A 25090-nucleotide genomic window follows, 5' to 3' on the forward strand; every position below is an offset into this window, starting at 1 on the left:
CGCGGGACGGCCGGGTGAGGCGTCACCAAGTCTGGGAGCGGTGCCTCAAAGGCTACTCGTGCGCAGACTCGCCGCGACCAGCAGATAGGCGAGTGCGAGCGTGATCACGTGCACGACGGTGCACCACAGGCAGATCTTGCCGATGATGAGGATCTCCGCCGCGACCAGGTAAACCACCATCAACACGCCCACGCCGACCGCTCCGAGCCGCACCCACTTCAGCGCGTCGATCCGCCACGCGAACGGGAGGCAGATCACGGTCAGGAAGGCGAAGAACGCGAGCCCGAGGAACGCGACGGGGATGCCCAGCAACGCCGACTGCTCGCTCGACGTGACCGTCTCGCAGTCGATGACGGCGTCGGCCGAGCACAGCAGCGCGTTGGCGTTGAAGTGCGTGTACGTCAGGTAGGCCGAGGTCAGCAGGCCCGCGACGGACAGCAGCAGGCTCAGCAGCGGAACCCGTTTGATCACTTCTCCGACTCTACGACTTCCCCGGACTTCTTCTCGGCAGGCTCGGCGGGCTGTTCGACGACCTCAATGGGCTCTTCTGCGGGCTCTTCGACCTTCTCGGGAACGGTCGTGTCGGGCACGCGCCCACCGCTCACCACCGACAACGCCGGCAGGTGCATGAACCGCACAGCGGGCAGCGTCACCTCCGACGCGTCCTCCCTGACCGCGCGCAGCCACCCCTTCTGCACGAGGCGGATCGACTTCACCTCGGTCCACTTGAGCGTCGTGGTGCCGAACACGCCGCGCGCGACGATCTCCTCCTCGGTGACCGTCGTGCGGTTGCGGAGCACCCAGTAGGCGTAGCCGAGCGGTGCGAGGTAGAGCGCTTGCAGTCCCGGTGCGGCCCACGCCACAGGGGTGACGCAGATGACGATCAAAGCCGCCGCGAGCAGGGCCGTTGCCGGGATGCGAAAGACCAGCTTCTTCACCCGGACGATTGTTCCACGTCCACGATCCGGGAATTCCATCTCGCAGAGTTGACGCCCTCTTGCCAGAGGCGATAACGTCCCGGCCATGCAGCGCACGCTCGTTCTCGTACTTCTCAGGCGCGTCGACGCCTGAGCCGAACAGCCTGCGTCGACGCGCGACCCTCGCACGACCCATCTTCGGGTTGTCGAGGGTTTTTTCGTGTCCGGACCCCGAAACCCACGAGGCAATGATGACCAGCGCACCATCGCGACAGGCTCCCGAGCCCACGTCGCCACGTCCAGGTCCGCGGCCCAAACCGGCCCCGCCGACGGGCGCACCGATCCGTGTAACCGGTGCTCAGTCGCTCGTCCGGTCGCTCGAAGCGGTCGGCTGCGAAGTGGTCTTCGGCATTCCCGGCGGGACGATCCTTCCCGCGTACGACCCGCTGCTGGACTCCACGAAGGTCCGGCACATCCTCGTCCGCCACGAGCAGGGCGCAGGGCACGCGGCGACCGGATACGCGCAGGCCACCGGCAAGGTCGGGGTCTGCATGGCGACCTCGGGTCCGGGTGCGACGAACCTCGTCACCCCGCTCGCGGACGCGAACATGGACTCCGTGCCCGTCGTCGCGATCACCGGCCAGCAGTCGCGGCCGCTGATCGGCACGGACGCCTTCCAGGAGGCGGACATCTGCGGCATCACGATGCCGATCACCAAGCACAACGTCCTCGTGACCGACGCCGCGGAGATCCCGCGCGCGATCGCGGAGGCGTTCCACATCGCGGCGACCGGCCGACCCGGCCCGGTCCTCGTCGACATCCCCAAGGACGTGCTGCAGGAGCAGACCAGCTTCTCGTGGCCGCCCGAGATGCGCCTGCCCGGTTACCGGCCGACGACCCGGCCGCACGGCAAGCAGGTCCGCGAGGCCGCCAAGCTGATCGTGGCCGCCCGCAAGCCCGTTCTCTACGTCGGCGGCGGCGTCATCAAGGCGGACGCCCACGCGGAACTGCTGCGCCTGGCCGAGGACACCGGCATCCCGGTCGTCACGACGCTGATGGCGCGCGGCGCGTTCCCCGACTCGCACGAGCAGCACCTGGGCATGCCCGGCATGCACGGCACGGTCGCGGCCGTCGCGGCGATGCAGAAGTCGGACCTGCTGGTCGCCCTGGGCGCCCGGTTCGACGACCGCGTCACGGGCCAGCTCGGCTCGTTCGCCCCCGACGCGCAGATCATCCACGCCGACATCGACCCGGCCGAGATCTCCAAGAACCGCCGCGCGGACGTCCCGATCGTGGGCGACTGCAAGGAGATCATCACCGAGCTGATCGACGCCGTCCGCACCGAGCGCGAGACCGCGAAGGCCGTCGACCTCACGCCGTGGTGGGACACGCTGAAGTCGCTGCGCGAGACGTTCCCGCTCGGCTACGACTGGCCGGAGGACGGCACGCTGTCCCCCCAGTTCGTGATCGAACGGATCGGCGCACTGTCCCCTTCGGACACGATCTACACCGCAGGGGTCGGCCAGCACCAGATGTGGGCGGCGCAGTTCGTCAAGTACGAGCACCCGCGCACGTGGATCAACTCCGGCGGCCTCGGCACGATGGGCTTCGCGGTGCCCGCCGCGATGGGCATCAAGGCGGGTGAGCCGGACCGCACGGTGTGGGCCATCGACGGCGACGGCTGCTTCCAGATGACCAACCAGGAGCTCGCCACCTGCGCCATCGAGGGCCTGCCGGTGAAGATCGCCGTGATCAACAACGGCAACCTGGGCATGGTCCGCCAGTGGCAGACGCTGTTCTACGGCGAGCGGTACTCCAACACGGATCTGGGGACGCACAAGCACCGCATCCCAGACTTCAAGCTCCTGGCGGAGGCACTCGGGTGCGCCGGTCTCCGCGCCGAGTCGCAGGCGGAGGTGGACGAGGTGATCCAGAAGGCGTTGGAGATCAACGACCGCCCCGTCGTCATCGACTTCGTCGTCGGCAAGGACGCCCAGGTGTGGCCGATGGTCGCAGCGGGCACCGGCAACTCCGAGATCATGGCCGCCCGCGGCATCCGCCCCCTGTTCGACGAGGACATCTGATGACCAGGCACACGCTGAGCGTTTTGGTCGAGGACAAGCCCGGTGTGCTCGCACGCGTCGCCGGCCTGTTCTCCCGCCGCGGCTTCAACATCGAGTCGCTCGCGGTCGGCCGCACCGAGTACCCCGACATCTCGCGCATGACGATCGTGGTGTCGGTCGACGAGCTGCCGCTGGAGCAGGTCACCAAGCAGCTCAACAAGCTCATCAACGTCATCAAGATCGTGGAACTGGAGCCGACGGCCTCCGTTCAGCGGCAGCTGGTGTTGATTAAGGTTCGTGCGGACGCGACGGTGCGGTCGCAGGTCCTCGAAACCGTTCAGCTCTTCCGCGCGAAGGTCGTCGACGTCTCGCCCGAGGCGGTCACGATCGAGGCAACGGGCACTTCTGAGAAGCTCGACGCGTTGCTGCGCATGCTGGAGCCCTACGGGCTTCGCGAGATCGTCCAGTCCGGCATGGTCGCCATCGGCCGTGGCGCTCGTTCCATCACCGCCACCGCGGTTCGCTAGAAACCCAGAAAGAAGGAAATGCTGTGAGCGTCGAGATCTTCTACGACGACGATGCCGACCTGAGCATCATCCAGGGCCGCAAGGTCGCCGTGATCGGTTACGGCAGCCAGGGCCACGCCCACGCGCTGTCCCTGCGCGACTCGGGCGTCGAGGTCCGCATCGGCCTGAAGGAGGGCTCGAAGTCCCGCGACAAGGCCGAGGAAGCGGGCCTGGAGGTCGGCACGCCGGCTGAGGTCTCCGCGTGGGCCGACGTGATCATGATCCTGGCGCCGGACACCGCGCAGCGCCACATCTACGCCAACGAGATCGCCGCGAACCTCAACGAGGGCGACGCGATCTTCTTCGGCCACGGCTTCAACATCCGCTACGGCCTCATCACCGCACCGTCCGGTGTGGACGTCGCCATGGTCGCCCCGAAGGGCCCGGGCCACCTGGTCCGCCGCCAGTTCGTCGACGGCAAGGGCGTCCCTGCCCTCATCGCCGTCGAGCAGGACGCCTCGGGCAACGCCCAGGCCCTCGCCCTGTCCTACGCCAAGGGCATCGGCGGCACCCGCGCGGGCGTCATCAAGACGACGTTCAAGGAAGAGACCGAGACCGACCTCTTCGGCGAGCAGGCCGTCCTCTGCGGTGGCGCCTCGGCGCTCGTCCAGGCGGGCTTCGAGGTCCTCACCGAGGCGGGCTACGCCCCCGAGGTCGCGTACTTCGAGTGCCTCCACGAGCTCAAGCTGATCGTCGACCTCATGTACGAGGGCGGCATCGCCCGCATGCGCTACTCGATCTCCGACACGGCGGAGTTCGGTGACCTGACCCGCGGCCCGCGCGTCATCACCCCCGCCGTCAAGGAGGAGATGAAGAAGATCCTGGGCGAGATCCAGGACGGCACCTTCGCCAACGAGTGGGTGGCCGAGGACGACAACGGCCGCGCGAACTACAAGAAGCTCCAGCAGGAGGGCGAAGCCCACCCGATCGAGGAGACCGGCAAGAAGCTCCGCGACATGATGTCGTGGGTCGACCGCCCGATCACCGAGACGGCCTGACGTATTCGGCATCAGAGCTTCCGTCAAGGGAGGCCCGTGGAGCGTGTGTGACGCTCTGCGGGCCTTTCCGCTTTCGTTCGACTCCATCCGCTAGCTTGGCTCTCATGTCTGAGAGCGCGCCGATCTACGACGACAAGGCCCACGTCCGCGGCAAGCTGGACCTGCGCAACGCGGAGTGGAAGCGCCCACCGGAGCCGGAACCGGAAGACGGCCACGTCGAAATCGCCTTCGTCGAACACACCGACGGCGCCACCTACGTGGCCATGCGCAACTCCAAGCAGCTCGAACCGGTCCTCACCTTCACGATGAGCGAGTGGGACGCCTTCGTGCTGGGCGCGAAGGACGGCGAGTTCGACGAGCCCTGGGACGACGAGAAGAAGTAGCCCCGCTCGTGCAGGGCGGCCGAGCGCCAACCAGCGGAGCGTTAGCCAGCCGAGCGCAAAGCGGCGATGCGTTCGGCCACAGTGGCTTGGGGAGATGCGAAGCCGAAGGCGAGCCCGTCAGAGCGTAGGCATCGCGATGGCGCAGCCGAGCTCTGAACGAAACGTGCGCACGCACGCAACTCGCGGTCGCGAACGCAAGGTGACCGCCGTCTTGGCTTCGGCGCGAGCTCCCAACCGCACGCCGACAACGCAACCCGAGTGCGCGGTGCCAACCGCCAGCCACCAACGCAAACTCCACCACCTACGAGTCCTGGCGTGCGATGCGAAGCGAGCCCGAACGGGCTGATCAGGTCTGGGTAGCGGTTCCGCCGTTCATGGCGATTGGGGCTTGACCTTGAGGGGCGGGATGCCAACCTGTCCGGTCCGGCCGGGGCGCTTTCACCCCGGCTTTGAGGCCGCGAATGCATCCAGCTAGAGGCTCAAGGTCAAGCCCCAATCGCAACCCCGCTCATTCGTCATGACCCGCGCGCCCACCCTCGCAAGGTGACGGAACCCCAGATACGCGACCAACCCCGCTGGAACCGAACAGAACGCACGCAAGCCGACCCGCAACCGAACCCCAGCATCCCAGGAACTGGACATCACCCGATCCGGTGAACGCCACGTACACCCCCCACCCGTCCCATACTCCAAGACGAGACAGGTGACCTGAGCCACCCGCCGGAATCCCCGCGCAAGCCCCCTGTCTATGCTCGTTAACAGTCCGGACACATTGCGGTGCCCGGTCGGCGCGGGCCAGCCGCCCCCGACCACGCCCGCGCCCCACGATCCGACCCTTCCTGGGAGCGATGTCCGTGAGCAACACGAGCCGACCTGTTGTCCTCATCGCCGAGAAGCTCGCGCCGTCCGTCCTGGACGCTCTCGGCGACGGCGTAGAAGTCCGCCACGTAGACGGCACCGACCGCCCGGCCCTCCTCGAGGCCGTCCAGGACGCGGACGCCCTCCTGGTCCGCTCCGCCACGCAGGTGAACGCCGAGGTCTTCGCGGCCACCCGCAAGCTCAAGGTCGTGGCCCGCGCGGGCGTCGGCCTGGACAACGTCGAGGTCCCGGCCGCCACGCAGAACGGCGTGATGGTCGTCAACGCCCCGACCTCCAACATCGTCAGCGCCGCCGAGCACGCCGTCGCGCTCCTGCTGAGCGTCGCGAGGCAGATCCCGGCCGCGCACGAGACGCTGCAGAACCACGAGTGGAAGCGCTCGAAGTTCAACGGTGTCGAGATCAACGGCAAGACCGTCGGCGTCGTCGGCCTCGGCAAGATCGGCCAGCTGTTCGCGCAGCGCATCGCCGCGTTCGGCGTCAACCTGATCGCCTACGACCCGTACGTGTCCGACGCCCGCGCCGCCCAGCTCGGCATCGAGCTCGTCAGCCTCGAGGAACTCCTCGAGAGGGCCGACGCGATCAGCATCCACCTGCCGAAGACGCCGGAGACCAAGGGCCTCATCGGGTCCGAGCAGCTGGCCAAGGCCAAGCGCGGCGTCATCATCGTCAACGCGGCCCGCGGTGGCCTCATCGACGAGGAGGCGCTGGCCGAGGCGGTCAGGGAGGGCCAGGTCGGCGGCGCCGGCGTGGACGTCTTCTCCACCGAGCCCACGACCGAGAGCCCGCTGTTCAACGTTCCCGGCATCGTCGTGACGCCGCACCTCGGCGCCTCCACCGCGGAGGCCCAGGACCGCGCGGGCACCGACGTCGCGAAGAGCGTCATCCTCGCGCTGGCCGGCGAGTTCGTGCCGGACGCCGTCAACGTCCAGGGTGGCGCTGTCGGCGAGGAGGTGCGCCCGTACCTGCCGCTCGTGCAGAAGCTCGGCACCGTCCTCAGTGCACTGTCGCCCAAGGCGCCGACCAGCGTCACGGTCGAGGTGCGCGGCGAACTGTCCAATGAGGACGTCGCGATCCTGCCGCTCGCCGCGCTGCGCGGGGTGTTCAGCAAGGTCGTCGAGTCGCAGGTGACGTTCGTGAACGCGCCGAGCCTCGCCGCCGACCTCGGTGTGAGCGTCGACCTGGTCAAGGAGCCCGAGAGCCCGAACCACCGCAGCCTCGTCACGGTCAAGGCCGTGCACGCGGACGGCAGCACGTTCAGCGTCTCCGGCACGGTCAGCGGCATCGCGCAGGTCGAGAAGCTGGTGAACATCAACGGCCGCAACTTCGACCTTCGGGCCGAAGGCACCGTGCTGCTGCTGGAGTACCCGGACCGTCCGGGCGTCATGGGCACGGTCGGCACGCTGCTCGGCGAGGCCGGCGTGAACATCGAGGCCGCGCAGATCAGCCAGACCGGCAGCGACGCCGTCATGGTGCTGCGCGTGGACCGCCCGGTCGACACGCAGGTTCTCGACCCGATCGGTGCCGCCGTCGGCGCGCGCACGGTCCGCTCTGTCGACTTCGGATAGTCACGACAAACCGGGAAGGGGACGGACAAAATCCCCTTCCCGGTTACATCGTCGTTCACAACGAAGTCGTAACAGGCAACTATCCGTAGAGCACATTCATACTTTCGGGGCAGTCGCAAAGACACGATCAGCGATTAGCGTCCCACCGAGGTTGACCCGGTGCCGTAGAGGGCACGGCACATCTGGATGCGGGTCGAAGGCACACACCTCGGTTGGGGCAACGTTGTGAAGAGACGATCGAGTTTGGTGGTGTTCTCTGCCATCACCACACTGCTGATCGCACCCGCCACCGCACAGGCGCAGAGCCCAGAGCTCGCGCAGCCGGTCAAGGGTGCACACGGGTTGGACGCCAAAGCGTTGCAGCTCAAGGTTTCTCCCAGGCTGAACCAGACCGGTTCGGTCACCGCGTTCGTCGCGCTCGACCGCAAGCCGGCCGTGGACGCGTTCGACGAGAAGAAGAGCCAGGGCAAGGAAGCCGCGAAGCAGGCCGCCAAGCAGGCGAAGAACGACGTCGCCGCCACCGCGGACCAGGTCGTCGGCCAGCTCAAGAGCGCGGACACCAAGACCGAGGAGCTGTACCGCACCTCCAACGGTGTCCCCGGCGTCGTCGTGAAGGCGGACGCCCAGAAGGTCCGCGACCTGGCCCAGCGCGGTGACGTGCTCGCGGTCTACCCGGTCGTGCCGAAGAAGCGCCAGAACTCGAACGCCGTCCAGCTCACCAGGACGCTCAACGTCTGGCAGCAGTACGGCAAGCTCGGCGACGACATCCGCGTCGGCATCATCGACACCGGCGTCGACTACACGCACGCCAACTTCGGTGGCCCCGGCACGGTCGACGCGTTCAAGGCCGTCGACCCGACCAAGGCCGACCCGAACTTCCCGACCGCCAAGGTCGTCGGCGGCTACGACTTCGTCGGCGAGACCTACGACGGCGAGAGCACGGACCCGGCGATCAACACGCCGAAGCCCGACCCGAACCCCATCGACTGCAACGGCCACGGCTCGCACGTCGCGGGCACCACGGCCGGTTTCGGTGAGAACGCCGACGGCAGCACGTTCAAGGGTGACTACACCAAGCTCGACGCCGACAAGCTCAACGCGATGAAGATCGGCCCCGGCACCGCGCCGAAGGCCCTGATCTACGCGCTGAAGGTCTTCGGCTGCGAGGGCTCGACCAACGTCACGTCGCAGGCCCTCGACTGGGCCCTCGACCCCGACGGCGACGGCGACTTCTCCGACCACCTCGACGTGGTCAACCTGTCGCTCGGCTCCGACTACGGCGCCCCGGACGACCCCGACAGCCTCTTCGTGAAGAAGCTGTACAAGGTCGGCGTCATGCCGGTCTTCTCCGCGGGCAACGGCGGCGACCTCTACGACATCGGCGGCTCGCCGGGCAACACGCCCGAGGCGCTGACCGTCGCGTCCGTGCGCGACTCCTACGTGCTGCGGGACGGCGCCGAGGTCAAGGGCCAGGGCCAGAAGCCCGGTCAGTACAGCCAGAGCTTCACCGGCTACCTCGGTTACAACAAGGAACTGCCGGTCGTGAAGCTGTCGCAGGCGGGCAACGCCGACGGCTGCGTCGCGATCACCGACAACGTCGCCGGCAAGTTCGTGTGGCTGGAGTGGGACGACAACGACGCCACGCGCCGTTGCGGTTCGGCCGTCCGCGCGAACAACGTGCAGGCCGCCGGTGGTCAGGGCGTGCTCCTCTCGTCCACTTTGGAGAACTTCGCGGCGGGCATCGCGGGCAACGCGGGCATCCCGATGTTCCAGTTCACCGGCACCGCCACCGCGGCGATCCGCCCGTTGCTGGACGCGGGCACGCTGGTCGTCCGCCTCGCCGGTGACCTGCGCACCTCGACGCCGACGTACGACCAGTCCATTTCGGACACCCCGAGTTCGTTCACGAGCCGCGGCACCCGCAGCGGTTCGATCAAGCCGGACGTCGCGGCGCCCGGTGACACGATCTCGTCGACCGCCGTCGGTTCCGGCAACGACCGCTCGGTGATCTCCGGTACGTCGATGGCGTCCCCGCACGTCGCGGGCATCGCGGCCCTGGTCCGCCAGGCGCACCCGGACTGGACGCTCGAGGAGGTCAAGGCCTCGATCATGAACACCGCCGGTGCGGACGTGAAGGAGAACGGCAAGACCTTCGCCCCGAACCGGGTCGGCACCGGCCGCGTGGACGGCAAGTCCGCGCTGGACAACCAGGTGCTCGCCTACGTCGAGGACGACAAGGGTTACGTCAGCGCGAACTTCGGCGTCGTCGAGGTCGCGAAGGCGCTCGAGAAGTCCAAGACCATCAAGCTGGTCAACAAGTCCACGAAGTCCGTGGAGTACAAGGTCGGCTACACCGCGGCGACGACGATCCCCGGCGTGAGCTACGTGCTCTCGCAGGACAAGGTGAAGCTGAGCCCGCGCGGCATCGCCCGCGTCAAGGTGACGCTGAAGATCACCGACCCGAAGGCGCTGCGCAAGACCGTCGACTCGACGGTCGAGCCGAACCAGCTCGACGTGCCGCGGCAGTTCCTCGCGGACGCCTCCGGTCGCGTGACCTTCACGCCGACCGCCGGTGCCACCGTGCCGCTGCGCCTGTCGGTGTACGCGGCGCCGAAGCCGGTCGCGGACATCAAGACCGCGTCCAGCCTCAAGTTCCGGGGCAACGACAAGCAGGCGATCCTGAACGTGACCGGCAAGGGTCTCGACCAGGGCACCGGCTCGCAGGCCTACCGCTCGCTGATCAGCGTTCTCGAACTCCAGGCCCAGTCGCCGAAGCTGCGCGACTGCAAGCGGAACGTCACCGAGAACTGCGCGCTCAACGAGACGGCCAAGGGCGGCGACCTCCGCTACGTCGGCGCGGCCTCCACGGCCCCGCTCGCCAAGGCGCAGGGCAAGCCCGAGGAGGCCATGCTCGCGTTCGGTGTCGCCACCTGGGGCAACTGGTACAACCTGGGCAAGAACACCATTCCGTTCGTCGACATCGACACCAACGGTGACGGCACGGCGGACTTCGAGGTGTTCGCGACCCGCCTGACCGACACCGACCTGCTGGTGGCGTCCACCGTGGACCTGAAGACGGGCGAGACCGTCGACATCCAGGGCGTGAACGGCCTGTTCGGCGACGTCGACGCGAACGTCCAGGACACCAACGTCGTCGTCCTGCCGGTGCTGCTCAGCGCTCTCGGCATCGACGCGACGAAGGACTCGGCGCGGGTCTCGTACACCGTGGGCACCGCGGGCTACTACGTGGCGCCGGGCAACGCGAACAAGCTGATCGACGTGATCGACCGCAAGCTGTCCTTCGACCCGCTCAAGCCGGGTCTGTGGGCGCAGGGCGGCGGCGACGCGGCGCTCTCGTACGTCGCGAAGCCGGGCACCGCGCTCGTCGTCAACAAGAACGAGGCCTCGCTGAAGGCCGACAAGTCCGACGGCCTGCTGGTCCTCAACCACCACAACGCCAACGGCGACCGCGCGTCGGTCGTCCTGGTGAAGTCGGCCGGGCGAGGCGGGTACTAGTGCGGCGCTAGACCTCTACTAGGTCGGATGTTTTACGAGAGGCCCGGTTCTTCGTTTGGAACCGGGCCTCTTGGCATGTCACGGGCTGGAACTGCCGCCCGTCACCCCTTGACGCGATCCCCTTCCTGCGGTCGAGTGACACTCGAAAGTGGGGAATGGGCCGTGTGGGTGTCCCGCAGTACGGGAGATAACACCCCGATGGGGTGTCCGGCATGCGGCGAGCGGTCGCGTTGCCGGTAGCCTTTCGCGGAGGAAAGTAGTCCCACCAATTGGGGACTGACACCTGGGAGGTGTGTGGATGCGGCTCGCAGTGATCCCAGGAGACGGGATCGGGCCCGAGGTCATCGCTGAGGCCCTGAAGGTCCTCGGAGAGGTCGTTCCGGCGGCCGAGATCACTCGCTACGACCTCGGCGCGGCGCGCTGGCACGCCACGGGAGAGTTGTTGCCCGAGTCGGTGCTGGGAGAGCTTCGCCAGCACGACGCGATCCTGCTCGGCGCGGTGGGCGACCCGTCGGTGCCGAGCGGAATCCTCGAACGCGGTCTGTTGCTCAGGCTGCGCTTCGAACTCGACCACCACGTGAACCTCCGCCCTGCTCGTCTCTACCCCGGTGTCCGCAGCCCGCTCGCGGACCCGCCGGAGATCGACATGGTGGTGGTGCGCGAGGGCACCGAGGGCCCGTACGCGGGCAACGGCGGCCTGCTCCGCAAGGACACGCCGCACGAGATCGCGACCGAGGTCTCGCTGAACACCTCGTTCGGCGTCGAGCGGGTGGTCCGGGACGCGTTCGCGCGCGCCTCGAACCGTCAGCGCCGGCACCTGACGCTGGTGCACAAGACGAACGTCCTCACGCACGCCGGCTCGTTGTGGTCGCGCGTCGTCGAGGAGGTCTCGTTGCAGCACCCGGACGTCACCGTGGCCTACCAGCACGTGGACGCGGCGACCATCCACATGGTCACCGACCCGGGCCGCTACGACGTGATCGTCACCGACAACCTGTTCGGCGACATCCTGACCGACCTGGCCGCCGCCGTCACGGGTGGCATCGGCCTGGCCGCCTCGGGAAACATGGACGTCACCAGGCGCAACCCGTCGATGTTCGAGCCGGTGCACGGGTCCGCCCCGGACATCGCCGGCCAGGGCATCGCGGACCCGACGGCCGCCGTGCTGTCGGTCGCCCTGCTGCTCGACCACCTCGGTGAGCACGAGGCGGCGCGCCGGATCGAGGCCTCCGTGGCCTTTGATCTCGCGACCAGGGACCACCAGTCGCCTGGGGCCACCTACGCCATCGGCGACCGTCTCGCGGCACTCGTGTCGTCGAACGTCCGCACGGGCTGAGGTTCATCGTCAGAACGTTTTGAAGCCCGGCCGGATCTCTCCGGCCGGGCTTCGGCGTTTCAGCGCTTCGGATCAGATCTGGCCGTTTGCCTCACGCCACGCGCGCTCCTTCTGGATGTACTCGTTGTCCTGCGGGAACTCGTCGATGGACGGCACGCGGCGGATCTCGGTCTTGAAGCCGGGGCCGGTCATCGGCATGCGCCTCGCCCACTCGACCGCCTCCTGGATCGAGGCGACGTTGAGCAGGTAGAAGCCGTTGAACAGCTCCTTGGTCTCGCCGTACGGGCCGTCCGTGACGACCGCGGGCTCGGCGGAGTAGTCGACGACGACGCCCTCGGACGGGTCGGAGAGGCCCTCGGCGGCGAGCAGCACGCCGGCGCGGATCAGTTCCTCGTTGAACGCGCCGACGGTCTCGAGCATCTTGTCCATGTCGAAGTCGCCCATGTTGGCGAAGGCCTCGTCGGTGGCGCGCATGATCAGCATGTACTTCACGGTGGTTCTCCTTGCGTCTCGTTCGTTGACATCCAGAGGTCGAACGGGTGCCCCGCCGGATCGACACGCACCCAGAACTTTTTTGAAGTTTTCTTTTCGTGCAGGTCAGAGGCTTGTGGGCAGACCGAACGCGGCGAACACGGCCGAGTCCTGGTCACCGGGATGTCGGGCAGGGCCGCGCGGGCGCGTTGCAGGGCGCTGTTCACCGCCGCCGTCGACGTGCCGAGCTGTGTGGCGACCTCGGCGGCGCTGAACTCCAGCACCTCGCGCAGGATCCAGACCGCGTGCTGTCGCGGCGCACCGCTCGATCGGCGGGCGTTGCCTTCGAGCGCGGTCGGGCAGACGTTCGTCGCGATGCGGTAGAGCCAGGTGCGGACCGACGCCTTGCGCTCGTCGTAGCGCTCGCGGGCGTTCCACGCCCTGAGCAGCGTGTCCTGCACCAGGTCCTCGGACTCGTGGACCGGTCCGAGCATCCGGTAGCAGTAGGCCAGCAGTTCGCTGCGGTGCTGCCCGATGCGCGTCTCGAAACCCGTGGCCGTCATCGCGATGAGTATCGCTGGCCTCGCCGGTAAGCAGGTGCATGAGCGATCTGATTGTCATTGAGTTCGTCACACTGGACGGCGTCGTCTCCGACCCCGACGGCGCTGCGGGCACCCCTGGTGGTGGGTGGGCGTTCCGGCACGGACCCGAGGCCGTCGCGGGGACAAGTTCGGGCTCGGGCCGTTGCTCGACACGGGCGTGATGCTGCTCGGCCGCACGACCTGGGAGCACTTCGCGCGGCTGTGGCCCACGCGCACCGACCCGCTCTCCGCGCAGACGAACGCACTGCGCAAAGTGGTGGCCTCACGCACGTTGACCAGCGCTTCTGCCTGGCAGAACGCGTTCGTCGTCGACGATCTCCTGCCTGCTGCCCGTGAGTTGAAGGCACGGCAGGACGTCATCGTGACGGGCAGCATCAGTGTCGTGCGCGCGTTGGCTGCTCACGGGTTGGTGGACGAGTACCGGCTGATGGTGTTCCCGACGGCGGTGGGCGCCGGGGAGCGTCTCTTCGACGTTCCCGCCGAGATGCGTCTCACGTCCGTGGAGCAGAAGGGGAGCGGTGTGCTGCTGCGCTACCGCACGGACGGGTGATCGCGCCGGGTTAGAGTGCTGACGTCGTGCGTGGGGGAAGTCCGGTCTGATTCCGGCGCTGACCCGCAACGGTAGGTCTCTCTCTTGAGAGTGACGAGCCCGAATACCCGCGCCCGGTGCAACCAGAAACTCCTGCCGTGGACTGCGGGAAGGGCCTCAGTGATCGGGAAGATCAGCGCGCTCGTCGGCGTGCTCGCCGTCAGCATCGTCGCGGGCGTGGCGCTCGGCCCCGTGTCCGTTCCGTTCGACGTCACCCTGGACCTGCTGTGGGCGGCGCTGACCGGCGGCACCGTGCCCGCCGACCTCGCCGGGCAGTACCACATCGTCTGGGACATCCGGCTGCCGCGCGTGCTGCTGGCCGCGGTCGTGGGGGCCGGGCTGAGCACGGTCGGCGTCGCGATCCAGGCGATGGTCCGCAACGCCCTCGCCGACCCTTACGTGCTGGGCATCTCGTCGGGGGCGAGCGTCGGCGCGACGGCCGTGGCCACGCTCGGCGTCCTGTCCGGACTGGGCGTGTACGCGCTCTCCGTCGGCGCGTTCGTGACGGGCCTCGGCGCCACGGCTCTGGTCTACCTCACCGCACGCACGAGCCGAGGGCTCACACCGTTGCGGCTGGTGCTGACCGGAACCGCGCTGGCGTACGGGTTCTCTGCCGTCGCGATGCTGTTGGTGTTCCAGGCACCGCACGGAGAGGCCGCGCGCAGCGCGATGTTCTGGTTGCTCGGCAGCCTGGGCGGCGCGACCTGGACGTCGTTGCCGATCGCGCTCGTCGTGACCCTGCTGGGCATCGTCTACCTGATGACGCGGGCCCGGCAGCTCAACGCGCTGGCGATGGGCGACGAGACCGCCACGACGCTGGGCGTGACGGTCAACCGGTTCCGCACGCAGTTGTTCATCGTCACCGCCGGCATCACGGGCGTGCTGGTGGCGGTCAGCGGCGCGGTCGGGTTCGTCGGCCTGATGCTGCCGCACCTCACGCGCATGGTTGTCGGCGCCGACCACCGCCGGGTGCTGCCGCTGGCCCCCCTTGCCGGAGCGTCGTTCCTGGTCTGGGTCGACGTCGCCGCCCGCATGCTGGCCGCGCCGGAGGAACTGCCTCTGGGCGTCATCACCGCGGCCATCGGGGTGCCCTGCTTCATCTTCCTGATGCGGCGCAGGACCTACGTGTTCGGAGGACGTTGATGCGCGTCGAGGTCGACCAGGTCACCGTCAACGGGATCATCTCGGACGTCACGCTGCACGCGTCCGGCGAGGTCGTCGGCATCGTCGGCCCGAACGGCAGCGGCAAGTCCACGACGTTGCGCTGCGTCTACCGCGCCCTGAAACCGGACTCGGGCGCGGTCCGGCTCGACGGCACGGACGTCCACAAGCGACACGACGTGGCCCGCCACCTCGCGGCGCTGACCCAGGAATCGCAGGTCGAGTTCGACTTCACGGTCTCCGAGGTCGTGGAGATGGGCCGCCTGCCGCACGACCGCTCACCCCGCGACGCTGCCGTGGTGGCGTCGGCTTTGGAGAGGGTCGACGTCGAGCACCTGGCGTCGCGCAGCTTCCTCAGCCTGTCCGGCGGTGAGCGGCAGCGCGTTCTGATCGCCCGCGCTCTCGCCCAGGAACCCCAGGTGCTCGTGCTGGACGAGCCGACCAACCACCTGGACATCCGGCATCAGTTGGAAGTCCTGTCGCTCACCCGCGGCCTGGGCGTGACGGTCCTGACCGTGCTGCACGACCTGAACCTCGCCGCGTCCTACTGCGACCGCCTGTACGTCTTGGACGAGGGTTCGCTGGTCGCCTCCGGCACACCGGACGAGGTCCTGGTGCCCGAGCTGATCGCCAAGGTCTTCCACGTCACCGCGCACGTCGTGCGCCACCCGACCACGGGAGTTCCCCAACTCCTGTTCGACCAGGAGGTCAGTTAGTTGAGAACCGCTCTCGTCTCCGCTGTCGCGCTGCTGCTCGTCTCGGGCTGCGGCGCCACGGTCGCCTCCGGGCCGTCGACCTCGGACCCGGTGACCATCACCAACTGCGGCACCGAGGTCACCTTTCCCTCCGTTCCGTCCAAAGTGGTCACCAACGACACCGGCATCACCGAGATGATGTTCGCGCTGGGCCTCAAGGACCGGATGGCGGGCTACGTGGTCAACGGTAAGGACACCGTGGACGTGCGGACGTCGCCGTGGAAGGCCGACTTCGACTCGGCGAAGCACCTGTCGGACAAGATCTCCAAGGAAGTGGTGCAGGGGGTCAACGCCGACCTGGTGTTCGCGGGCTGGAACTACGGGTTCTCCGAGAGCACCGGGTTCACACCGGACGCGTTGAAGGGGCTGGGGATCGCCACGTACCAGCTGACCGAGGCCTGCCGCAACGGTGTCGGGAAGCAGCGGGGGATCATGCCCGCGCTTGATGCTCTTTACACGGATCTGCGGAACCTCGGGAAGATCTTCCGGGTCTCGGACAAGGCCGAGGCTCTGGTGAAGGAGTACCAGGCGCAGATCGAGCGTGCCGGGAAGTTGATGGAGGGGAAGCCCCGGCCTCGGGTGTTCCTGTACGACAGCGGGCAGGACCAGCCGTTCACGTCCGGGAAGAACGCGGCGCCGCAGGACGTGATCTCCAAGGCTGGTGGGGACAACATCTTCGGGGATCTGAACGATTCGTGGACCACGGTCAGTTGGGAGACGGTGGTGCAGCGGGATCCTGAGGTGGTGTTGATCGTGGACTACGCCGATGGGGAGGCGAACACGCCTGAGCAGAAGCAGGCGTTCTTGGAGGGGTTCGCGCCGTTGGGGAACTCTCCGGCGGTGAAGGGGAAGAGGTTCTTCTCGTTGCCGTATGCGGCATTGGTGGAGGGGCCTCGGAATGCTGCTTCGGTGGAGGCGTTCGCGAAGTTCCTGGCTGGGAGCTGACGCGGGTCGGCTTTTGCTGGCGGGTTGCTGTTCCAGCGGGGTTGGTTGCGTTCTGTTGGGGTGGGCTGCGGTTGCGAGGGTGGTCCGTCAGGTCGTGACGAAGAGCGGGGTTGCGATTGGGGCTTGACCTTGAGCCTCTAGCTGGATGCATTCGCGGCCTCAAAGGCCGGGGTGAAGTACGCCCCGGCCGGACCGGACAGGTTGGCATCCAGCCCCTCAAGGTCAAGCCCCAATCGCCATGAGCGGTGGAACCGGCTGGCCAACCTGGTAGCAGCCCGTTCGGGCTCGCCTTCGGCTTCGCCACGCCAGGATTCGTAGGTGGTGGGCGTGCGTTGGTGGCCGCCGGTTGCGTGGTGCGTGCGCCTGGCTTGGGCGGTGGTCACCTTGCGTTCGCGACTGCGGTTGCGTGTGGAGCTTGCCTTGCGTCACAGGCGTGAACCCGTGACCAGATAGTGGGAGATTTCCTCCCGTCGCTTGGTACGCCGGACTGAGCTGTGGCAGCATCCCGGACATGGCTCAGTTCACCGCCATCATTATTGACGAGCGCGTCGGGTAGTTGCCGCCCCTGGCACCCGACGCGCAGACCTCTCGCATCCCGCGGGGGGTCTTTTTGTTTGCCCTGATGAGGAGATGACCCCGATGGCAGGCCCTGCCGACGAGTTCCACGTCTACGACACGACGTTGCGCGATGGCGCACAACGTGAGGGCATTTCGTACTCCGTCACGGACAAGCTCGCGGTCGCGCGCTTGCTGGACGGGCTCGGCGTCGGGTTCATCGAGGGCGGCTGGCCCGGCGCTCTGCCCAAGGACACGGAGTTCTTCGCGCGGGCGGCGGCCGGGGATCTGGAACTGAAGCACGCCAAGCTGGTCGCGTTCGGGGCCACGCGCAAGGCCGGGGTCAAGGTCGAGGACGACCTGCAGGTCAGGGCGTTGCTGGAGTCGCAGGCTCCCGTGGTGACGTTGGTGGCCAAGTCGGATCTGCGGCACATCGAACGTGCTTTGCGGACGGACACCGAAGAGAACCTGAAGATGGTGCGCGACACGGTCAGGTTCCTGAAGGACCACGGGCGGCGGGTGTTCCTGGACGCCGAGCACTTCTTCGACGGGTACGCGTTCTCGCCGGACACCAGCCTGAGGGTGCTGGAGTCCGCTGTGGAGGGTGGCGCGGACGTGGTCGTGTTGTGCGACACGAACGGCGGGCAGTTGCCGTTGAATCTGGCGAGCACGGTCGCCGAGGTTGTGGAGAAGACTGGTTTTCGCGTGGGGATTCACTGCCAGGACGACACGTCCTGTGCGGTGGCCAACACGATCGCGGCCGTTCAGGCGGGCGCCACGCATGTGCAGTGCACTGCCAATGGTTATGGCGAGCGAGCGGGTAACGCTGACCTGTTCGCCGTCGTGGGAAACCTCGTGACCAAGCTCGGCATGGAGGTGCTCCCGACCGGGGCGCTGGCCGAGCTCACCCGCGTCTCCCATGCGTTGGCCGAGATCGCGAACATCGCACCCGACACCCACCAGGCTTATGTCGGGTCGTCAGCATTCGCTCACAAGGCGGGTCTGCACGCGAGCGCGATCAAGGTGGATCCGGAGCTGTACAACCACATCGATCCGGACACCGTCGGCAACGACATGCGGGTGCTGGTCACCGAGATGGCCGGTCGGGCGAGCATCGAACTCAAGGGACGTGAGTTCGGGCTCGACCTGGCCGGCCGGGGGAACGAGGTCGGGACGGCGCTGGCTCGCGTCAAGGAGTTGGAGGCCAAGGGGTGGTCGTTCGAGGCCGCCGACGCGTCGCTGGAGTTGTTGCTGCGCGGGGAGCTGTCCGAACTGGACACTCCGCCGTTCACGCTGGAGTCCTACCGGGTCGTGCTCGATCACCGTTCTGACGGGGAGATCGTGTCCGAGGCCACGGTCAAGGTGCACGTCGCGGGGGAGCGGGTGATCGCCACGGCCGAGGGCATCGGGCCCGTGCACGCGCTGGACGCCGCTCTGCGCAAGGCGTTGCTGCCGCATCTGTCCTGGTTGGACACTGTCGAGCTGGCCGACTACAAGGTGCGCATCCTCACCGAGCACCCCGGCACGGACGCGGTGACGCGCGTGTTGGTGGAGTCGACGGACGGCGAGCGCGAGTGGACGACCGTCGGCGTGCACGGGAACATCGTCGAGGCGTCCTGGCTCGCGTTGTGCGACGCGCTCGTGCACAAGTCGATGCGGTCGGGCTGACCTCGTAAGCTGGCAGTGTGCGCATTGCCCGAATTGCTCATCCCGCTGGCGTGGCCTTCGTCGCCGTTCAAGGCGACGAGGCCGCGGAAATCGCCGAACACCCCTTCGGCACGCCCACGTTCACCGGCCGGAAGTGGCCGTTGGCCGACGTGCGGCTGCTCGCGCCCATTCTGCCGACCAAGATCATTGGCGTGGGGCGGAACTACGCGGACCACGCGAAGGAACTCGGCAACGAGGTTCCCGCGGAGCCGCTGCTGTTCTTCAAACCCAACACGTCGGTGATCGGGCCGAACGTCGAGATCAAGCTGCCGGCAGCGTCCGAGCGCGTCGACTTCGAGGGAGAACTGGCCGTCATCATCGGTCAGCCCTGCCGCGACGTGCCGAAGGCCAAGGCCGCGAGCGTGATCATGGGTTACACGATCGCCAACGACGTCACCGCGCGCGACCTGCAGAAGAAGGACGTGCAGTTCACGCGTGCCAAGGGTTTTGACACGTTCTGTCCCTTGGGTCCCTTTATCGAGACGGAGTTCGACCCGTCGGACGTCCGCGTCGTCACCGAAGTTGACGGGGAAGTCAAACAAGACGGCCGTACTTCGTTGATGGTGCACGACATCGGGTCACTGGTCGAATACGTGTCCGGCATCATGACGTTGCTGCCGGGCGACCTGATCCTGACCGGTACGCCGGCCGGCGTCGGGCCGATGACGGCCGGACAGACGGTCTCCGTGACTGTGGACGGCCTTGGCACGCTCACCAATCCGGTCGCAAATAGGTAGCCGTACGGAGCAATCCGGCGTCCGGCAGGTTACGCGACCGGGTACCCGCGAGTAACTTCCCGGTGTCATGACGGACCTGGCGTCCACCCGTGTGCTGCTGGTCGACGGTTCGCAGCTCATCACCGAAGGGCTGCGGCTTTCGCTGCACCGCACGCACTGCTTCCGCGTTGTGGGCATCGCCCACACCGTGGCCGAGGCTGCTCGCAGCCTGCGCGGCACGCTGGTGGACCTCGTCGTCACGGACTTCGACGTCCCGGGCGCCGGACCGCTGCGCACCGTGCGCGACACGGCGCAGTTCCGGCCGAGCGCCCGCGTCGTCGTGCTGTCCAATGCGGACAGTCCGAGCTGGGCCCGCGCGGCCCTGGACGCCGGCGCGGTCGCCTACCTGCTGAAAACCTCGCCCGTGGCCGAGCTGTTACCGCTGATCGCGGCCGCGGTGCGAGGTGCTCCCGCCACGATCGACGCGCGGGTGGGGTCGCTCTCGCGGTTGCCGTCGCGGATGCCCCCGCCCGCCTCGCTCGGCCAGCTGTCGGCACGTGAGTTCGACGTGCTGGCCGAGATGGCGAAGGGAATGGACAACGCGCGCATCGCCGCGCGGCTCTTCATCAGCAACGACACCGTGAAGACCCACGTGAAGGCGATCCTGCGCAAGCTGGGCGCCCGTGATCGCGCCCACGCCGTGGCGATGGTGCTCGGCGAGTCCTCCGAGGCGTTCGTCACGACCTGACGATGGTCTGCGGTGCCCTGCGCGCGAAATCCGGTGCGTGCTCAGGACGTGGGCCGATCGCCACCATGTAAGCGGGAATCGCCTGCAGGCGCGGGAATCGCTGCGCGAGCTTCAGCGGTGCGGGCAGCTTGTCCGACGAGATCGTCGCGTTGCCGTCCACCACGCGGCTCAGGAACCTGCCCTGGATGACCCGCTGCATCGTCTGGATCAGCACGGTCGGGAACCACCTGCGGCGACGCACCTTCGCGAGCTTGGCGCCGCTCACGGTGCCCTCCCGCAACGGCTTCGCGAGCAGCGTGGCGGCCGCGACGGCGTCCTGCACGGCCAGGTTGATGCCCACGCCCCCGATCGGCGACATCGCGTGCGCCGCGTCACCGATGCACAGCAGTCCGTCGACGTGCCACTTCTTCAGGCGGTCCAGCTTGACGTCGAGCAGCTTCGCGTCGTCGATGCTCCGGATGTGGTCGACCCGGTCGGCGAGCCACGGCACGAGCGTGGTCACGCGCTCACGGAACTTCTCAACACCTTCGGCGCGCAGTTGCTGATCTGTTCCCTTGCGGATCAGGAAAGCGCACTGGAAGTAGTCCCCACGTGGAATAAGAACCAGGGCACTGCCCGCGCTGAACCGGCCCGCGCCACCCCTGACCTGGTCGCTTTCCTTGCGCGGCAACCGGAACCACCACACGTCCATCGGGGCGCCGAAGCGGTAGACCGGCAGGTCCACGGCGTCGCGCAGGATCGAGCTCCGTCCGTCCGCCGCCACGACGAGGTCCGCGGCGAACTCGCCCTCGGTCCCGTCGACGCGGTCCCGGTACTGCACGCCAGTGACCCTGTTGCCGCTCTTGGTGATCGCGGTGACCTCGGTGTTCATCCGCAGCGAGAACGTGGGTTCGAGCTTGCCGGCGTCCGCCAGCAGGTCGAGGAAGTCCCACTGCGGCACCATCGCGATGTGCTTGTGAGCACCGGGAATCCGGCTCAGGTCGGCGATCGGGATGCGACTGCCGTCCTCCATCAGTGACTCGATCTTGTCCACGAGCTGGTGCGGCACCTGCGCGAACGCCGGGCCGAGCCCCAGTTCGTCCAGCAGCGTGAGCGTCGACGCGTGCACCGTGTCGCCGCGGAAGTCGCGCAGGAAGTCGCCGTGCTTCTCGAGCACCGTGACCTCGACGCCACCGCGTGCGAGCAGCAACCCCAGCACCATCCCGGCAGGTCCGCCACCTACGACGAGACAGGTCGTCCTCTCCATGATGATCCCCTCTTTTCAACTCGTGTTGAATAAACTCAGCATGCTCGTGATCGCCGAGGGCGTCAAGCGGAGTTCCGAGTGGCGTGGCTCTCGTTTGGGACGGTCCAAAGTGGACGGTCTGGTGTCCCAGGCCCCGAATGGGTTGCGGTTGATGTGAAATGTCGTTGTGCGAGCTAGAGTGTCGCGCTCGCGGAACCGCGTGCTGAGACGAAGATCGTTGTGTCGCCGAACAACACTCGACCGGCCGATTGCTTTCGGCGCTCGGAGGAGTCCCACTAGGTCGTTCGGGCCCTCAAGGTCCGCTTGATCGTGCAAGGACCTATAGGAATCACCTCGTTAGCCGAATCGGACGAGGCCTCCTCGCACCTAACCTTCCGGGGTGACAACTGCGTCCCCGACTTTCACGCGTAAGAGAACCGGCGAGATCCGCGCTGTGTGCCTGGACGTCGACGACACACTTGTCGACTACAGCACTTCTTCGCGAGCCGCGTTGGCATCGATGGTCGGTAACGCCGACGCCTGGTCGTTGTGGCAGCGGATCACCGACGACCACGTCTCCCGCCAGCTCGCCGGCGACCTCCAGTACGAGGACATGCGCAACATCCGCACGCAGGCCTTCTTCGCGGCTTTGGGTGAAGACCTGACGATCGAGGAGGCGACGCGCCGCGAGGTCGGCCGCCAGGAGGTTCTCTCCGCCGGCTGGTGCCTGTTCCCGGACGTCATCCCGATGCTCGACTGGCTGCGCGCCACCGGCCTGCCGATCGCCGCGATCAGCAACGCGTCCGGCCGCCACCAGCGCGTGAAGATCGCCCAGCTCGGCCTCTCCGAATACTTCGACGCGGTGCTCATCGCCGGCGAAGTCGGCTGCGCCAAGCCAGACCGCGTGATCTTCCACACCGCGTGCCTCGCCCTGGGCGTCCCGCCCGGCGACACCGTCCACGTGGGAGACCGCCTGCACGCCGATGCCATCGGCGCGCGCGACGCCGGAATGCACGGCGTGTGGCTCAACCGCACAGGCCCCACCGGCGGCACGTTGCCCGCCGGCCTGTCGTCCATCACGAACCTCGCCGAACTGCCGGAGCTCCTCGTCTGCGAGCTGTCCGCGGCCAACGCCTGAGGTTCACCCCTGGGACCGGCCCTCACCTGCGCAGATGCGTGTTGGTGGGGGCCGATTTCACTTCTGGCGGGGGCGTGGTCTAGTATTTCTCTCGGCAGCAACGAGGGCCTCGGAACTCCTAGCGGACAACGAAGTCGATCGTGAAAGCCAATGGGGTATGGTGTAATTGGCAGCACGACTGATTCTGGTTCAGTTAGTCTAGGTTCGAGTCCTGGTACCCCAGCTGCGAAGGAAGAACTGCCCTCGGGTAAGCTTCTGGAGCTGCTGAAAAGCAAAAGCGGTAGGCAAGAACAGTAAGAACAAGAACTAAATAGCCGGATTTGGACCGGACAGAGAGATCTGATACGGTTCACTCCAGCAAGAAGTTCTAGGGCCCCGTCGTCTAGCGGCCTAGGACGCCGCCCTCTCAAGGCGGTAGCGAGGGTTCGAATCCCTTCGGGGCTACAGAGGTGGGAGAGGCCTGTCAGCGGAAAGCGCTGACAGGCCTCTTTCGCTTTGTCCTCTGGGGGCCAAGCCCCCAGACCCCCGGCCGGCGGGCTCCGCCCCCGGACCCCCGGCATTGGGGTTGCCCGGACCTTGCGGTGGGGGCTTCGCTTCGCTCGCCAGTGGGGTTGGTGGGGCGCTGAGAATGTGTTTGGTTATTCGTCTCGCTTCGCTCGCCGTGGGGCTGGCTTGGTGATGCATTCTTGCGGTCGTCTCGTTGTGTGGGGTAGTTCACCATTTGGGGCGGTTGTGCTCGTGTGCGCCAATTTGGCGGTGGCGGGTTCCCTGCCACGCCAACCGTCACTGTGTCTGCGCCGTGCCCGCGAATCCACGCCTACGCCGCACATCTAGACCTCGCACCCCACTTCTGCGTCCGCGATCTGTAGCCACACCCCAAGATCCCGCGCCCACCGTCGCCGCTCCGCGTCCATTCCCTGCCCCGCGCTGACGCCTCACGCCTCGCTGACGCGTTCCTGCCTTAGCAACCCCCAGCACCGCATGCCCAGCACCGCATGCCCAGCGCCGCATGCCCAGCGCCGCATGCCCAGCAGCCGCCTCCCCGCTCGTTCTCGGCCGCGCCGCCCCTGCTCTCGCGCCCGCTCTCGCTCGCCCCGCCCCCATCGCGTCCCATCCCAGGGCCTGCACCTCGCGCCACACCAAGTGCTACGCCGCGCCCTCCGCCGCCGCAGCGCGTCCACTCCCTGCCCGCGCTGCCGCCCCGCGCCCGCCCTTCCCATAGACCGGCCCTCCTGCACCCCGCCTCTCCCTCACCCGGCCCCCTCCCGCCCTTTTTCACCCCTCCCGTGCGCTGGCTTCGCGCTCCGAAGTCCCCTCCGCCCGCTCGCGGCCGTGGCGCTGACACCTCGGCGTTGCCCGCCAGGCACACTTCTTCGCGGAGTGGCTGGGGGCTCGATGCGTTGGGGTTGGGCCGTTTGGGGTCGTGCGTGTTGAGACAGCGGTGTCCGCGTGTCGGGGTTGTTAGGGCGGCGTGTCGGGGGTGAAAACGCGAAGGCCGCCTGCCCTGGGAGGGCGGCGGCCTTCGTGGTGGTTGGTGCTTTAGAGGCGGCTTTGCAGGGCCTCGGCTGCTGCCAGTAGGTCTGCTGCCCAGCGGGCGCCTGGGCGGCGGCCCATGCGGTCGATGGGGCCGCTCACTGAGACGGCTGCCACTACTGCGCCTGAGGAGTCCCTTACTGGGGCTGAGACTGAGGCCACGCCTGGTTCTCGTTCGGCCACCGACTGGGCCCAGCCTCGGCGGCGGACTTCCAGGAGCGTGCGTTCGCCGTAGACGGCGTCGGCCAGGACTGCTCGTTGGGTGCCCGGGTCTGCCCATGCGGCCAGGACTTTGGCGCCTGAGCCCGCGGTCATCGGGAGCCTTGCTCCGATCGGGACTGTGTCGCGAAGGCCCGAAGGGGGTTCTGCTGAGGAGACGCAGACTCGTTGCATTCCGTCTCGGCGGTAGAGCTGCACGCTTTCGCCGGTGATGTCGCGCAGGCGCGGCAGGACCGAGGAGGCGGCGTCCAGCAACGGGTCCGTTGCGCCGCCTGCCAGTTCTGCGAGAGCGGCGCCTGGGCGCCAGCGGCCGTCGGAGCCTCGGCGCAGCAGCCGGTGCACCTCCAGGCCTACGGCCAGGCGGTGTGCGGTTGCTCGGGGGAGGCCGGTGCGGTTGCACAACTCGGCCAGGCCACAAGGATCTTTTGCTACGGCGTTCAACACGGCCACTGCCTTGTCCAGCACGCCGATCCCGCTATGCTGTCCCACAAGCCGATACTAAC

Annotated in this window: 21 protein-coding genes, 2 tRNA genes and 1 riboswitch; of the genes, 17 read left to right on the plus strand and 6 right to left on the minus strand. The window is 67.6% G+C overall.

Features of this window, described 5'->3' with window-relative positions:
• Positions 1-45: 45 nt before the first annotated feature.
• A complete protein-coding gene (locus JNUCC0626_RS41390) occupies positions 46-471 on the minus strand; it encodes a vitamin K epoxide reductase family protein (protein ID WP_394616099.1) in 426 nt (141 codons plus the stop codon).
• Positions 468-938, minus strand: coding sequence for a PH domain-containing protein (locus JNUCC0626_RS41395; protein ID WP_394616100.1), 471 nt, complete (start codon positions 936-938; stop codon positions 468-470). The genes JNUCC0626_RS41390 and JNUCC0626_RS41395 overlap by 4 nt, the downstream gene beginning before the upstream one ends.
• A gap of 230 nt (positions 939-1168) precedes the next feature.
• On the opposite strand from JNUCC0626_RS41395, the gene JNUCC0626_RS41400 reads away from it, so the two are divergent.
• From JNUCC0626_RS41400 to JNUCC0626_RS41430, 7 genes are all read left to right on the plus strand, one after another.
• Complete coding sequence (locus tag JNUCC0626_RS41400) at positions 1169-3001, plus strand: acetolactate synthase large subunit (RefSeq protein ID WP_394616101.1); 1833 nt, start codon at positions 1169-1171, stop codon at positions 2999-3001.
• Positions 3001-3507, plus strand: coding sequence for an acetolactate synthase small subunit (gene ilvN / locus JNUCC0626_RS41405; RefSeq protein ID WP_030467896.1), 507 nt, complete (start codon positions 3001-3003; stop codon positions 3505-3507). The genes JNUCC0626_RS41400 and ilvN overlap by 1 nt, the downstream gene beginning before the upstream one ends.
• Before the next feature lie 23 nt (positions 3508-3530).
• On the plus strand, positions 3531-4544 hold the full coding sequence (gene ilvC, locus JNUCC0626_RS41410) for a ketol-acid reductoisomerase (RefSeq protein ID WP_394616102.1): 1014 nt from the start codon (positions 3531-3533) through the stop codon (positions 4542-4544).
• A 104-nt stretch (positions 4545-4648) separates the two neighbouring features.
• Entirely contained in the window at positions 4649-4927 is a 279-nt protein-coding gene (locus tag JNUCC0626_RS41415; protein ID WP_394616103.1) for a DUF397 domain-containing protein, read from the plus strand.
• Positions 4928-5775: 848 nt separating this feature from the next.
• Positions 5776-7371, plus strand: a complete 1596-nt coding sequence (serA, locus tag JNUCC0626_RS41420; protein WP_394616104.1) for a phosphoglycerate dehydrogenase — start codon at positions 5776-5778, stop codon at positions 7369-7371.
• A 186-nt stretch (positions 7372-7557) separates the two neighbouring features.
• Entirely contained in the window at positions 7558-10887 is a 3330-nt protein-coding gene (locus JNUCC0626_RS41425) for a S8 family peptidase (protein ID WP_394616105.1), read from the plus strand.
• A gap of 298 nt (positions 10888-11185) precedes the next feature.
• Positions 11186-12223, plus strand: coding sequence for a 3-isopropylmalate dehydrogenase (locus JNUCC0626_RS41430; RefSeq protein ID WP_285645728.1), 1038 nt, complete (start codon positions 11186-11188; stop codon positions 12221-12223).
• Positions 12224-12295: 72 nt separating this feature from the next.
• On the opposite strand, the gene JNUCC0626_RS41435 is transcribed toward JNUCC0626_RS41430, so the two are convergent.
• Both JNUCC0626_RS41435 and JNUCC0626_RS41440 read right to left on the minus strand, forming a co-directional pair.
• Complete coding sequence (locus JNUCC0626_RS41435; RefSeq protein ID WP_394616106.1) at positions 12296-12715, minus strand: YciI family protein; 420 nt, start codon at positions 12713-12715, stop codon at positions 12296-12298.
• Positions 12712-13257 carry a sigma factor gene (locus JNUCC0626_RS41440; protein ID WP_394616107.1) on the minus strand — a complete coding sequence of 182 codons (546 nt, stop codon included), beginning with the start codon at positions 13255-13257 and terminating at the stop codon, positions 12712-12714. Before JNUCC0626_RS41440 ends, JNUCC0626_RS41435 begins: the two co-directional genes overlap by 4 nt.
• Before the next feature lie 124 nt (positions 13258-13381).
• Between JNUCC0626_RS41440 and JNUCC0626_RS41445 the strand changes: the two genes are divergently transcribed.
• The 7 genes from JNUCC0626_RS41445 (at position 13382) to JNUCC0626_RS41475 (ending at position 20472) form a co-directional block, all read left to right on the plus strand.
• Positions 13382-13846, plus strand: coding sequence for a dihydrofolate reductase family protein (locus JNUCC0626_RS41445; RefSeq protein ID WP_394616108.1), 465 nt, complete (start codon positions 13382-13384; stop codon positions 13844-13846).
• 11 nt (positions 13847-13857) lie between these two features.
• Positions 13858-13975: riboswitch (cobalamin riboswitch) on the plus strand.
• A gap of 30 nt (positions 13976-14005) precedes the next feature.
• Entirely contained in the window at positions 14006-15028 is a 1023-nt protein-coding gene (locus tag JNUCC0626_RS41450) for a FecCD family ABC transporter permease (protein WP_394616109.1), read from the plus strand.
• On the plus strand, positions 15028-15762 hold the full coding sequence (locus JNUCC0626_RS41455) for an ABC transporter ATP-binding protein (RefSeq protein WP_394616110.1): 735 nt from the start codon (positions 15028-15030) through the stop codon (positions 15760-15762). The genes JNUCC0626_RS41450 and JNUCC0626_RS41455 overlap by 1 nt, the downstream gene beginning before the upstream one ends.
• A complete protein-coding gene (locus JNUCC0626_RS41460) occupies positions 15763-16746 on the plus strand; it encodes an ABC transporter substrate-binding protein (RefSeq protein ID WP_394616111.1) in 984 nt (327 codons plus the stop codon). It abuts the gene before it with no gap.
• A gap of 639 nt (positions 16747-17385) precedes the next feature.
• Positions 17386-18969 carry a citramalate synthase gene (gene cimA, locus JNUCC0626_RS41465; protein ID WP_394616112.1) on the plus strand — a complete coding sequence of 528 codons (1584 nt, stop codon included), beginning with the start codon at positions 17386-17388 and terminating at the stop codon, positions 18967-18969.
• 17 nt (positions 18970-18986) lie between these two features.
• Positions 18987-19745, plus strand: a complete 759-nt coding sequence (locus JNUCC0626_RS41470) for a fumarylacetoacetate hydrolase family protein (protein WP_285645736.1) — start codon at positions 18987-18989, stop codon at positions 19743-19745.
• Positions 19746-19812: 67 nt separating this feature from the next.
• Positions 19813-20472, plus strand: coding sequence for a LuxR C-terminal-related transcriptional regulator (locus tag JNUCC0626_RS41475; RefSeq protein ID WP_394616113.1), 660 nt, complete (start codon positions 19813-19815; stop codon positions 20470-20472).
• On the opposite strand, the gene JNUCC0626_RS41480 is transcribed toward JNUCC0626_RS41475, so the two are convergent.
• On the minus strand, positions 20462-21718 hold the full coding sequence (locus JNUCC0626_RS41480; protein WP_394616114.1) for an FAD-dependent oxidoreductase: 1257 nt from the start codon (positions 21716-21718) through the stop codon (positions 20462-20464). The genes JNUCC0626_RS41475 and JNUCC0626_RS41480 overlap by 11 nt on opposite strands.
• A gap of 379 nt (positions 21719-22097) precedes the next feature.
• Between JNUCC0626_RS41480 and JNUCC0626_RS41485 the strand changes: the two genes are divergently transcribed.
• The 3 genes from JNUCC0626_RS41485 to JNUCC0626_RS41495 all read left to right on the plus strand — a co-directional run bounded on the left by JNUCC0626_RS41485 (position 22098) and on the right by JNUCC0626_RS41495 (position 23279).
• Positions 22098-22835 carry an HAD family hydrolase gene (locus tag JNUCC0626_RS41485; RefSeq protein ID WP_394616115.1) on the plus strand — a complete coding sequence of 246 codons (738 nt, stop codon included), beginning with the start codon at positions 22098-22100 and terminating at the stop codon, positions 22833-22835.
• Positions 22836-22986: 151 nt separating this feature from the next.
• Positions 22987-23058, plus strand: a tRNA-Gln gene (locus JNUCC0626_RS41490).
• A 148-nt stretch (positions 23059-23206) separates the two neighbouring features.
• A tRNA-Glu gene (locus tag JNUCC0626_RS41495) sits at positions 23207-23279 on the plus strand.
• A gap of 1095 nt (positions 23280-24374) precedes the next feature.
• Here the strand turns inward: JNUCC0626_RS41495 and JNUCC0626_RS41500 are convergent.
• Positions 24375-25076: an IclR family transcriptional regulator gene (locus tag JNUCC0626_RS41500; protein WP_166043375.1), complete on the minus strand. Its 702-nt coding sequence runs from the start codon at positions 25074-25076 to the stop codon at positions 24375-24377.
• Between the last annotated feature and the right edge of the window lie 14 nt (positions 25077-25090).

The sequence above is a fragment of the Lentzea sp. JNUCC 0626 genome (assembly GCF_043632865.1).
Lineage (GTDB): Bacteria > Actinomycetota > Actinomycetes > Mycobacteriales > Pseudonocardiaceae > Lentzea.